This window comes from Mycobacterium paraintracellulare (genome assembly GCF_000276825.1).
In the GTDB taxonomy this organism is placed as follows: Bacteria; Actinomycetota; Actinomycetes; order Mycobacteriales; family Mycobacteriaceae; genus Mycobacterium; species Mycobacterium intracellulare.
Window position 1 is genome coordinate 3542887 of sequence record NC_016948.1, and the last position, 12122, is coordinate 3555008.

10 protein-coding genes are annotated in these 12122 nt (G+C 68.3%); 7 read left to right on the forward strand and 3 right to left on the reverse strand.

Features of this window, described 5'->3' with window-relative positions; genetic code table 11:
• Window positions 1-42 precede the first annotated feature (42 nt).
• Genes tkt through OCQ_RS16025 form a run of 7 tightly spaced genes read left to right on the forward strand, consistent with a single transcriptional unit; the run spans window position 43 to window position 7871 of the window.
• Window positions 43-2142, forward strand: a complete 2100-nt coding sequence (gene tkt / locus OCQ_RS15995) for a transketolase (RefSeq protein WP_008258107.1) — start codon at window positions 43-45, stop codon at window positions 2140-2142.
• A gap of 16 nt (window positions 2143-2158) precedes the next feature.
• Window positions 2159-3280, forward strand: coding sequence for a transaldolase (gene tal / locus OCQ_RS16000; protein WP_014942453.1), 1122 nt, complete (start codon window positions 2159-2161; stop codon window positions 3278-3280).
• Complete coding sequence (gene zwf, locus OCQ_RS16005; RefSeq protein ID WP_009955768.1) at window positions 3277-4821, forward strand: glucose-6-phosphate dehydrogenase; 1545 nt, start codon at window positions 3277-3279, stop codon at window positions 4819-4821. Before tal ends, zwf begins: the two co-directional genes overlap by 4 nt.
• Window positions 4821-5732: a glucose-6-phosphate dehydrogenase assembly protein OpcA gene (gene opcA / locus OCQ_RS16010; RefSeq protein ID WP_008258116.1), complete on the forward strand. Its 912-nt coding sequence runs from the start codon at window positions 4821-4823 to the stop codon at window positions 5730-5732. The genes zwf and opcA overlap by 1 nt, the downstream gene beginning before the upstream one ends.
• Window positions 5729-6484 (forward strand): 6-phosphogluconolactonase, encoded by a 756-nt coding sequence (pgl, locus tag OCQ_RS16015; protein ID WP_014385245.1) that lies wholly within the window; start codon window positions 5729-5731, stop codon window positions 6482-6484. The genes opcA and pgl overlap by 4 nt, the downstream gene beginning before the upstream one ends.
• Window positions 6485-6529: 45 nt before the next feature.
• Complete coding sequence (locus OCQ_RS16020) at window positions 6530-6928, forward strand: hypothetical protein (protein WP_009955772.1); 399 nt, start codon at window positions 6530-6532, stop codon at window positions 6926-6928.
• 13 nt (window positions 6929-6941) lie between these two features.
• Window positions 6942-7871: a histone deacetylase family protein gene (locus tag OCQ_RS16025; RefSeq protein ID WP_014385246.1), complete on the forward strand. Its 930-nt coding sequence runs from the start codon at window positions 6942-6944 to the stop codon at window positions 7869-7871.
• Window positions 7872-7885: 14 nt separating this feature from the next.
• On the opposite strand, the gene OCQ_RS16030 is transcribed toward OCQ_RS16025, so the two are convergent.
• From OCQ_RS16030 to secG, 3 genes are all read right to left on the reverse strand, one after another.
• The gene (locus OCQ_RS16030) at window positions 7886-8875 is read right to left on the reverse strand and encodes an aldo/keto reductase (protein WP_009951912.1); all 990 of its coding nucleotides are present in this window, start codon (window positions 8873-8875) and stop codon (window positions 7886-7888) included.
• Between the two features lie 130 nt (window positions 8876-9005).
• Window positions 9006-11822, reverse strand: coding sequence for a phosphoenolpyruvate carboxylase (gene ppc / locus OCQ_RS16035; protein WP_014385247.1), 2817 nt, complete (start codon window positions 11820-11822; stop codon window positions 9006-9008).
• Window positions 11823-11860: 38 nt separating this feature from the next.
• Complete coding sequence (gene secG / locus OCQ_RS16040) at window positions 11861-12094, reverse strand: preprotein translocase subunit SecG (protein ID WP_008258126.1); 234 nt, start codon at window positions 12092-12094, stop codon at window positions 11861-11863.
• Window positions 12095-12122 lie beyond the last annotated feature (28 nt).

Below are 12122 nucleotides of genomic sequence, written 5' to 3' on the forward strand. Positions count from 1 at the left end.
TAGGGTGGGATTGATCAGCTCGATGACCCAAGGACTGAGTCTGTGACGACACTCGAAGAGATCTCCACGCTGACCCAACCGCACCTCCCGGACGACTGGTCCGAGCTCGACTCGGCCGCCGTCGACACCATTCGGGTGCTGGCGGCCGACGCGGTGCAAAAGGTCGGCAACGGCCACCCCGGGACGGCGATGAGCCTGGCCCCGCTGGCGTACACGCTGTTCCAGCGGACGATGCGCCACGACCCCAGCGACACCTACTGGCTGGGCCGCGACCGGTTCGTCCTGTCGTGCGGACACAGCAGCCTGACCCTGTACCTGCAGCTGTACCTGGGCGGTTTCGGCCTGGAGCTCTCCGACATCGAGTCGCTGCGCACCTGGGGATCCAAGACGCCCGGGCACCCGGAGTTCCGCCACACCAAGGGCGTTGAGATCACCACCGGTCCGCTCGGGCAGGGCCTGGCGTCCGCCGTCGGCATGGCGATGGCCGCCCGCTACGAGCGCGGCCTGTTCGACCCCGACGCCGCCCCGGGCACCAGCCCGTTCGATCACTTCATCTACGTGATCGCCTCCGACGGGGACATCGAAGAGGGCGTCACCTCGGAGGCCTCGTCGCTGGCGGCCGTCCAGCAACTGGGCAACCTCATCGTTTTCTATGACCACAACCAGATTTCGATCGAGGACGACACCAACATCGCGCTGTGTGAGGACACCGCCGCGCGCTACGAGGCCTACGGCTGGCACGTGCAGAGGGTCGAGGGCGGCGAGAACGTCGTGGGCATCGAGGAGGCCATCGCGGCCGCCCAGGCCGTCACCGACCGGCCGTCGTTCATCGAGCTGCGCACCATCATCGGCTATCCCGCGCCGAAGTTGATGAACACCGGTAAGGCGCACGGCGCGGCGCTGGGCGACGAGGAGGTCGCCGCCGTCAAGCAGATCCTCGGCTTCGACCCGGACAAGAACTTCGAGGTGCGCGACGAGGTGATCGCCCACACCCGCAAGCTGGTCGACCGCGGCAAGGAAGCGCACGAGAAGTGGCAGGCGGATTTCGACGCGTGGGTGCAGCGCGAGCCCGACCGCAAGGCGCTGCTGGACCGGTTGACCGCCGAGGAACTGCCCGACGGCTGGGACGCCGACATCCCGCACTGGGAGCCGGGTTCCAAGGAGCTGGCCACCCGGGCGGCCTCGGGCAAGGTGCTGTCCGCGGTGGGACCGAAACTGCCCGAGCTGTGGGGCGGCTCGGCCGACCTCGCGGGCAGCAACAACACCACCATGGATGGCGTGAAATCCTTTGGCCCGCCGTCCATTTCGACGAAGGACTACACCGCCGACTGGTACGGTCGCACGCTGCATTTCGGCGTTCGCGAGCACGCGATGGGTGCGATCCTGTCCGGCATCGTGCTGCACGGCCCCACCCGCGCGTACGGCGGCACGTTCCTGCAGTTCTCGGACTACATGCGGCCCGCGGTGCGGCTGGCCTCGCTGATGGACATCGACACCATCTACGTGTGGACGCACGACTCCATCGGGCTGGGCGAGGACGGCCCCACCCACCAGCCGATCGAGCACCTCGCGGCGTTGCGCGCCATTCCCAAGCTGTCGGTGGTGCGCCCGGCGGACGCCAACGAGACCGCGCACGCCTGGCGCACGATCCTGGCCCGTGGCAACGGCAGCGGCCCGGTGGGGCTGATCCTGACCCGCCAGGGCGTGCCGGTGCTCGAGGGCACCAGCGCCGAGGGGGTCGCCCGCGGCGGGTACATCCTGGGTTCGGACGGCGAGGAGGCCGGCCAGGACCCCGACGTGGTGCTGATCGCCACCGGCTCGGAGGTTCAGCTCGCCGTTAAGGCGCAGAAGTTGTTGGCGGACAAGGACATTGTGGCGCGGGTGGTCTCCATGCCGTGCGTCGAATGGTTCGAGTCCCAGCCCGACGACTACCGCGACAGCGTGCTGCCGCCGTCGGTGTCGGCACGGGTGGCCGTCGAGGCCGGCGTCGCGCAGAGCTGGCACAAGTTGGTCGGTGACACCGGGAAGATCGTTTCGATCGAGCACTACGGCGAATCCGCCGACTACAAGACCTTATTCCGTGAATTCGGCTTCACTGCCGAAGCCGTCGCTGCCGCCGCGGAACAAGTCGTGGATAACTGAGGAAAGGGTAATTCACATGACCGCTCAGAACCCTAACCTCGCGGCGCTGAGCGCCGCGGGCGTTTCCGTGTGGCTCGACGACCTGTCGCGGGAGCGGCTTCGGTCGGGGAACCTGCAGGAGCTCATCGACACCAAGAGCGTCGTCGGCGTGACCACCAACCCGTCGATCTTCCAGAAGGCGTTCGCCGAGGGCGATGCCTACGACAGCCAGATCGCCGAGCTCGCCGAGCGCGGCGCCGACGTCGACGCCACCATCCGCACCGTCACCACCGACGACGTGCGCAACGCGTGCGACGTGTTGACGCGCGAGTGGGAGAACTCCGACGGCGTCGACGGCCGGGTGTCCATCGAGGTCGACCCCCGGCTGGCGGGCGACACCGACAAGACCATCGCTCAGGCCGTCGAGCTGTGGAAGATCGTCGACCGGCCGAACCTGTTCATCAAGATCCCGGCGACCGAGGCCGGGATTCCGGCCATCACCGCCGTTCTGGCGGAAGGGATTTCGGTCAATGTCACGCTGATCTTCTCCGTCGAGCGGTACCGGGCCGTGATGGACGCCTACCTGGCCGGCATGGAGAAGGCCCGCGAAGGCGGACACGACCTGTCCAAGATCCATTCGGTGGCTTCGTTCTTCGTCTCCCGGGTGGACACCGAGGTCGACAAGCGGCTGGAGAAGATCGGGTCCGAGGACGCCAAGGCGCTGCTGGGCCAGGCCGGTGTGGCCAACGCCCGGCTGGCCTACGCGGCCTACCAGGAGGTGTTCGAAGGCGGCGAGCGTTACCAGGCGCTCAAGGCCCACGGGGCCCGGGTGCAGCGTCCGCTCTGGGCGTCGACCGGGGTCAAGAACCCCGACTACTCCGACACCCTCTATGTCACCGAACTGGTGGCGCCCAACACGGTGAACACCATGCCGGAGAAGACAATTGACGCGGTCGCCGATCACGGTGTGATCAAGGGCGACACCGTCACCGGCACCGCCGCGGACGCCCAGCAGGTGTTCGACAAGCTGGACCAGATCGGCATCGATCTGAGCGACGTCTTCGTGGTGCTCGAAGACGAGGGGGTGGAGAAGTTCGTGGATTCGTGGACCGAGCTGCTGGAGGAAACGCAGAAGCAGCTGGGTTCCGCCTCCAAATGAGCCCAGCCCGCACCGCGCAACAATGGCATAACCCGTTACGGGACAAGCGCGACAAGCGCCTGCCGCGCATCGCCGGGCCGTGCGGGATGGTCATCTTCGGTGTCACCGGCGACCTGGCGCGCAAAAAGGTCATGCCGGCGATCTATGACCTGGCCAATCGCGGGCTTCTTCCGCCGAGCTTTTCGCTGGTGGGCTTCGCCCGCCGGGATTGGAGCACCCAGGATTTCGGCAAGGTGGTGTACGAGGCGGTCAAGGAACATTGCCGCACCCCCTTCCGGGAGGAGAACTGGGAGCGGCTGGCCGAGGGATTCCGTTTCGTGCCAGGCGCTTTCGACGACGACGAGGCGTTCGCCCGGCTGGCCGAGACACTGGACAAGCTGGACGCCGAGCGGGGAACCGGTGGCAACCACGCCTTCTACCTGGCCATCCCGCCCAAGTCCTTCCCGGTCGTGTGCGATCAGCTGCACAAGTCCGGCCTGGCCCGCCCGCAGGGCGAGCGGTGGAGCCGGGTGGTCATCGAGAAGCCGTTCGGCCACGACCTGGAGAGCGCGCAAGCGCTGAACCAGTCCGTCAACGCCGTCTTCCCCGAGGAGTCGGTCTTCCGGATCGACCACTACCTGGGCAAGGAGACGGTCCGCAACATCCTGGCGTTGCGGTTCGCCAATCAGCTGTTCGACCCGATCTGGAACGCGCACTACGTCGACCACGTGCAGATCACCATGGCCGAGGACATCGGCCTGGGCGGTCGGGCCGGCTATTACGACGGCATCGGCGCCGCCCGCGACGTCATCCAGAACCATCTGATGCAACTGCTGGCGCTCACCGCCATGGAGGAGCCGGTCAGCTTCAGCCCCAGGGCGTTGCAGGCCGAGAAGATCAAGGTGCTCTCGGCGACGCAGCTCGCCGAGCCGCTCGACGAGACCACCAGCCGCGGCCAGTACGCCGCGGGGTGGCAGGGCGGCGAGAAGGTCCTCGGGCTGCTCGACGAAGAAGGGTTCGCCAAGGACTCGACCACCGAGACGTTCGCGGCCATCACCCTCGAGGTGGACACCCGCCGCTGGGCGGGCGTGCCGTTCTACCTGCGAACCGGAAAACGGTTGGGCCGCAGGGTGACCGAGATCGCCCTGATCTTCAAGCGCGCACCGCACCTGCCGTTCGACGCGACCATGACCGACGAGCTGGGCACCAACGCCATGGTGATCCGCGTGCAGCCCGACGAGGGTGTCACGCTGCGGTTCGGGTCCAAGGTGCCCGGCACCGCGATGGAGGTCCGCGACGTCAACATGGACTTCTCCTACGGTTCGGCGTTCGCCGAGGAATCCCCGGAGGCCTACGAACAGTTGATCCTCGACGTGTTGCTGGGTGAGCCGTCGCTGTTTCCGGTCAATGAAGAGGTCGAATTGGCTTGGCAGATACTCGATCCCGTGCTGGATAACTGGGCGGCCGGCGGCAAGCCCGAGCCGTACGAGGCGGGCACCTGGGGCCCGGACTCCGCGTTCGAGATGCTGCACCGCACCGGCCGGGAATGGCGGCGGCCCTGATGATTATCGATATGCCGGACGCCACCACCACCGCGGTCAACAAGAAACTCGACGAACTCCGCGAGAGGGTCGGCGCCGTCGCGATGGGCCGGGTCCTGACGCTGATCATCGCGCCCGACAGCGAGGAGATCCTCGAGGAGTCGCTGCAGGCGGCCAACGACGCGAGCCACGAACACCCCAGCCGGATCATCGTCACGATGAGGGGAAATCCGTACGCGGACAAGCCCCGGTTGGACGCGCAGCTGCGCGCCGGTGGCGACACCGGCGCCAGCGAGGTCGTGGTGCTGCGGCTGTCGGGCGCGCTGTCGGGCCACGCGGCCAGCGTCGTCACCCCGTTCCTGCTCCCCGACATCCCGGTGGTGGCCTGGTGGCCCGACGTCGCGCCGGCGGTGCCCGCGCAGGATCCGTTGGGCCGGTTGGCGATTCGCCGCATCACCGACGCGACCAACGGGGTCGATCCGCTGGCGGCGATCAAGAGCCGGCTGCCGGGATACACCGCCGGTGACACCGACCTCGCCTGGGCGCGCATCACCTACTGGCGGGCGCTGCTGACCTCGGCCGTCGACTTGACGCCGCACGAGCCCATCGAGTCGGCGCTGGTGTCCGGCCTGGCCACCGAGCCGGCGCTCGACGTCCTGGCGGGGTGGCTGGCCAGCCGGATCGACGGCCCGGTGCGCAGGGCGGTCGGCGAGCTCAAGATCGAATTGACGCGCAGCAGCGAGACCATCGTGTTGAGCCGCCCGCAAGAAGGCAGGACGGCCACGCTGAGCCGGACGTCGCGTCCCGACGCGCTGCTTCCGTTGGCGCGCAGGGAAACCGGCGAGTGCCTCGCCGAAGACCTGCGTCGCCTGGATCCCGACGAGATTTACCAAACCGCGCTGGAAGGCATTGAGAAAGTGCAATACGTGTGAGCACCAGCATCGAAATCTTCCCGGACAGCCAGGCCCTGGTCGACGCCGCCGCGACGCGACTGACCGACACCATCGGGAAGGCGGTCGCGGCCCGCGGCCGCGCGCTCGTCGTGCTGACCGGCGGCGGCAACGGCATCGGGCTGTTGCGGTCGCTGGTGGACCGGCCGATCGAGTGGTCCAAGGTGCACCTGTTCTGGGGCGACGAACGCTACGTCCCCGAAGACGATGACGAGCGCAATGACAAGCAGGCGCGGGCCGCGTTGCTCGATCATGTCGACATCCCGTCCAGCCAGGTGCACCCGATGCCGGCCAGCGACGGCGAATTCGGCGGCGATCTGGCCGCGGCGGCGCTGGCCTACGAGCAACTGCTGGCGGCCAACGCCGCGCCCGGCCAGCCGGTGCCGAGCTTCGACGTGCACCTGCTGGGCATGGGCCCCGAGGGCCACATCAACTCGCTGTTCCCGGACACCCCGGCCGTGCTCGAAACCACCCGCATGGTGGTGTCGGTCGACGACTCCCCCAAGCCGCCGCCGCAACGAATCACCTTGACGCTGCCCGCGATTGCGCGTTCCCGCGAAGTCTGGTTGATGGTGTCGGGCGCCGGGAAGGCCGACGCGGCGGCCGCGGCCATCGGTGGCGCCGCGCCGGTGTCGGTGCCGGCCGCCGGGGCGATCGGTCAAGAGATCACGCTCTGGCTGCTCGACGAGGACGCCGCGTCGAAGCTGCCGTCGGACCCGTCCGGCGTGGCCTGACGCGATTCCCACCATGGGGTCCCCGGCCGGCCCGTCCGGGTCATAATGGCGGTCATGGCAGACAGAACCGTGCGCGGGGGGCAAGAGCGAAGCCGGATCAAGACGCTCACCCAGGCCGCCTTGAACGCCGACAAGACGGTGGAGCAGGTCGAAGACGTCCTCGACGGTTTGAGCAACACCATGAAAGAGCTCAGCAGCTCCTTGTCGGCGCTGAACGCCACGGTGGAACGCCTGGAAGCCGGCCTCGATCACCTGGACGGCACCATGGCCAGCCTGGACGATCTGGCCAAGCGGCTAATCGTACTGGTCGAACCCGTGGAGGCCATCGTCGCGCGGATCGACGAGATGGTGAAGGTGGGCGAGACCATGATGTCGCCCCTGGCGATCACCGAGCACGCGGTGCGCGGTCTGTTGGACAGGCTGCGCAACCGGACCGCGGAGTAGGCCCCGACCCCTGATGGCCACGCTGCTGCTGCACCACTCCGCCTTCGCCGCGCATCGTACGGCCCCCGGGCACCCGGAGCGGCCGGACCGCTATCGCGCGGTGGAGGCGGCGCTGCGCCAGCCCCGGTTCGACGCGCTGGTGCGCGAGACGGCTGAGCCGGCCGAGCTTGCCGCCGCGCGCTACGTGCATTCCAACCGCTACGTGGACGCGCTCGAGGCGGCGCGCCCCGAGCACGGCTACGTCTATCTCGACGGCGGCGACACCATGATGGAGCCCTCGACGTGGGAGACGGCCTTGCGCGGGGTGGGCGCCACGCTGCGGGCGGTGGACCGGGTGCTGGCCGGCGACGTGCAGAACGCGTTCGTCGCGTGTCGGCCGCCGGGGCATCACGCCGAGTCCGAGCGCGCGATGGGCTTCTGCCTGTTCAACAACATCAGCATCGGCGCGCGGCACGCGCAGCGCAAACACGGGCTGATGCGCGTCGCCATCGTCGATTTCGACGTCCATCACGGCAACGGCACGCAGCAGATCTTCTACTCCGACCCGAACGTGCTCTACGCGTCCACGCACCAGATGCCGCTGTTTCCCGGCACCGGCGCGGCGCGGGAAACCGGGGTCGGCAACATCTTCAACGCGCCGCTGGCGCCCGGCGACGGCGGCGCCGAACTGCGCGCCGCCTTCGCCGACCGGATACTGCCCGCGCTGCACGCCTTTTCACCCGAACTGATCATCGTGTCCGCCGGATTCGACGCGCACGAGCGCGATCCGTTGGGCTCGCTGACCATGACGACCGACGACTTCGCCTGGGTCACCAGGGAATTGATGAAATCGGCGGAGATGCTGTGCGACGGCCGGCTGGTGGCGGTGCTCGAAGGCGGTTATGACCTGCAAGCCCTGGCCGATTCGGTGACCGCGCACGTCGGCGAGCTGGTGAAGGGCTAGGCGCCCTCCCCTGGTCAGCTCGCCTTTTTCTCGTGCATCTCGGGGGCCGGGCCGCCGACCGGCGTCGCCGACTTCATGATGTCCTCGATCGCGGCCAGGTCCGCGTCGGTCAGCGTGACGTCGGCCGCACCGGCGCTGTCCTGCAGGTAGGTGACGTGCTGCGCGCCCATGATGGCGGTGTGCACGCCGGGTTGCGCGAGCGTCCAGGCGATGGCCAGCTGGCTCGTCGTGACGCCGAGATCGATGGCCAAATGGCTCAGGTCATCAACGACTTTGAGGTTACGCAGATAATCCTCGCCGGTGAAGATCGGACTCTTGCCGCGCCAGTCGCCGTCGGCAAAGCTGGTGTCTGGCTTCATGGTTCCCGTGAGCAGGCCGTGCGCCAACGGTCCGTACACCATCACCCCGATGTCGTGGGCGTGGCAATAGGGCAGCAGGTCGGATTCGATGTCACGGCGAAACAGGTGGTACGGCGGCTGCACCGCTTCCACCGGAAGCGTGGCCGAAAGTTCCTCTATCTGGGTCGTGTCGTAGTTCGAGACACCGACGTGCCGAATCTTGCCCTCCGACACCAGTTCTGCGAGCGCTTCACCCGTCTCGGCCGCCGGAGTCGTGGGATCCGGCCAGTGGACCAGGTAGAGGTCGATGTAATCCACGCCCAGCGCGCGGAGGCTGGACTCGACACCGCTGCGCAGGTACTCGCGGCTGGCGTCGCGGACCAGTCCCGTGTCGGTTTTGCGCAACCCGCCTTTGGTGGCGATCACCAACTCGTCGCGGGCCCGCGCGAAATCGTCGCGAAGGGCCTTGCCGAGAATGCGCTCGGATTCCCCGAACCCGTATTGCTGGGCGGTATCGAAAAAGTTGATCCCCAGGTCACGAGCGCGTTGGATCATGGTGATCGCGGCGTCCTCATCGGCTTGGCCCCAGTCGCTGCTGAACGCCCAGGTGCCGAAGGCCAACCGGGAAACCTCAAGCCCCGTCTTACCGAATGTGATGGATTTCAAATGCCAACCTCCCCCGTTGGATGTTCGTCCCTGCGTGCGCGGCCCGCGCAGGCAAGCCACGACTCAACCATAACGACGCCGACACCGCGTGCCGCAACACCGGTGGTCAGCGCGGGAAGTACGCGCGTCGTCAGCCGCTGTTGCGCAACGCGCTCGCCAGCCCGTTCATCGTCAGCAATATCCCGCGCTGCACCAATTCGTCGTCGTCGCCGGAGCGGTACCGGCGCAGCAACTCCACCTGGAGGTGGTTCAGCGGCTCGAGGTACGGGAAGCGATTGAACACCGACCGCGCCAGCGCGGGGTTGTCCGCGAGCAGGTTGTCCTGCCCGGTGATGAGCTTGTGCATGGCGATGGTTCGGCCGTGCTCGTCGACGATCTTGCCGAAGACCCGGCGCCGTAATTCCTCGTCGTCGACCAATTCGGCGTAGCGGGCCGCCAGGCCGAGGTCGCTTTTGGCCAGCACCTGAGCCAGATTCGACAGCACGCTGCGGAAAAACGGCCAGCGCTGGTACAAGTCGTGCAGGATGCTCACCCGCTCGGCCTCGCTCTGCGGGCCCGCCGCGATCCACTGCTCGAATGCCGACCCGGTGCCGTACCAGCCGGGCAGCATGACCCGCGACTGGCTCCACGCCAGCACCCACGGGATGGCGCGCAGGTCCGAGATCGACTCGGTGGGTTTGCGGGACGTCGGCCGGCTGCCGATGTTCAGCGACCCGATCTCGCTGACCGGGGTGGAGGCCATGAAGTAGTCGACGAAACCCGGTGTGTCGTGCACCAATTCGGCGTAGGCCCGCTGGGCCAGCACGGCCACCTCGTCGAGCACCGCGTACGCCGGTTCCGCGGCGTCGCCCAGGCCCTCGACGTCCAGCAGCGTGGACTCCAGCGTGGCGGCCAGCAGGCTTTCCAGATTGCGTTGCGCCACTCGCGGTTCGGCGTATTTGGCGGCGATCACCTCGCCCTGCTCGGTGAGCCGCAGCGAGCCGTTCACCGCGCCGGGCGGCTGCGCCAGGATCGCCTCGTAGCTCGGCCCGCCGCCACGCCCGACGGTGCCGCCGCGACCGTGGAAGAGCCGCAACCGGATTCCGGTTTTGCGCGCCACTTCCACCAGCGCCAGCTCGGCCCGGTACACCGCCCAGCTGGACGCCAAATACCCGCCGTCCTTGTTGGAGTCCGAGTAACCCAGCATCACTTCCTGGGTCTCGCCGCGCGCGGCCACCAGCGCCCGGTAGATCGGAAGTTCCAGCATCGCGTGCAGGATCGTCGCGCCGTTGTGCAGATCGTCGATGGTTTCGAACAGCGGGGAAATGCCCACGGGGCAGTAGGGTTCGGGACCGGACGCGTCGATCAGCCCCGCCTCTTTCAGCAGGATCGCGGCCTCGAGGACGTCGGAGACCGAACGGCACATCGAGATCACGTAGTTGGGGACGGCGGACGGTCCGTAGCGCTTGATGGCGTGCGCGGCGGCGCGCACCACATCCAGCTCGCCGCGGGCCAGGTCGGACAGCTGCGCGTCGTCGGCCACCAGCGGGCGGCGGGTGCCCAGCTCGGCCGCCAACAGCTCGACGCGCTCGTCTTCGGGCAGCGAACGGTAGTCCGGGTGCACGCCGGCCCACGCCAGCAGCTCGCAGATCACCTCTTCGTGCGCGTCGGAGTTCTGCCGCATGTCCAGGCCGCACAGGTGGAACCCGAAGACCCGCACGCCTTCTCGCAGCAGCGCCAGGCGGTCGTCGGCCAGCAGCGCGCTGCCGTGGCCGCGCAGCGACTCGTCCATGGTGTCGAGATCGGCCCCCAGTTCGGCCGGGGTTTCGTACGGCGGCAGCCCCAGATCCAGCACCTGCTGCGGTGTCCGGTCCAGGATCGCCGCGCTCGTCGCGCTGAGGCGGGCGCGGATCACCCGCACCGCCCGCCGGTACGGTTCGTCGGCGCGGGCCTTCTCCGCGCAGCCCCCGGCGAGTTCAGTCAGCGCGGGGGTGACCGAGACCAGGCGCGCCGACATCGACAGCTCCTGCTCCAGCGCGGTCAGTTCGGCCAGGTAGTGCGCCAGCGCGGTGAACGCGGCGCTGCCGGTGGCCTGGCGCACCACGTCGGCCGTCACGTTCGGATTGCCGTCGCGGTCCCCGCCGATCCAGGAGCCGGGCTGCAGCATCGGCTCGTCGAACAGGTCGGCGTCGGGCCAGCGGGCGCGCAGGGTGTCGCGGACCTCGGCGTTGACCTGCGGGATCACCTTGAAGAACGCGGCGGCGTAGTAGCGCAGACCCACCTCGATCTCGTCGGTGATCTGCAGGCGGGACAGCCGGATCAGCGCGGTCTGCCACAGCGTGAGGACCTGGCGGCGCAACTCGAGTTCGATGTTGCGCCCGTCGTCGGTCTCGGCGTGCCCCTCGGCGTGCAGCCGCATCAGCTCGTTGATCCGGTGCTGGGTGACGAAGACGGTGCGCCGGCGGGTCTCGGTGGGGTGGGCGGTGATCACCGGAGCGACCACGGCGCCCTTCAACGCGTCGGCAACCGTGTCCGAATCGAGTTGTGCCTCATCGAGTTTGGCGTAGGTCGCGGCCAGGGTGCTGTCCGGCGGTGGTTCGCCGGCGGCGACGTGGACAGCGCGGCGGCGCTCGCGGTGGATGTCTTCGGCGACGTTGGCCAGCAGCGCGAAGTGACTGAAGGCGCGGATGACCGGGATGGCCTGGTGGATGTCGATGCGATAGAACATCCGGGCCAGCTCCGCCCGGTCGATCTCGGAGCGGCGCACCCGGAACGATTCCACTCGGGCGCGTTCGACGAGCTCGAACACCTCGCGCCCGTTCTGCTCGCGCACCGTGTCGCCCAGGATGGCGCCCAGCAGCCGGATGTCGGCCCGCATCGGCTCGGTCGCCGCGCGCCCCACCGGGGTGCGCTGGACGGCGCCGATCGGTTCCAGGGTGTCCTCGGGGGCTTCGGAGGCGTCAGCCATGCGTCCCACTATCGGCGTGCCGCGGGGCGGTCAGGTCGTCAGTGGTACTTGATCAGCAGCGCCATGCCGATGATGCACACCAGCCAGATGCCGGTGATGAACAGCGTCAGGCGGTCCAGGTTCTTTTCCACCACGGTGGATCCGGACAGGCTCGATTGGACGCCACCGCCGAACAGCGTGGACAGGCCGCCACCCTTGGCGCGGTGCAGCAGCACCAGCAGCACCACCAGGATGCTGGTGACGACCAGGGTGATCTGCAAAGCCAACTGCATGACGGCCAGCCTACCGGTGCCTTGGCCG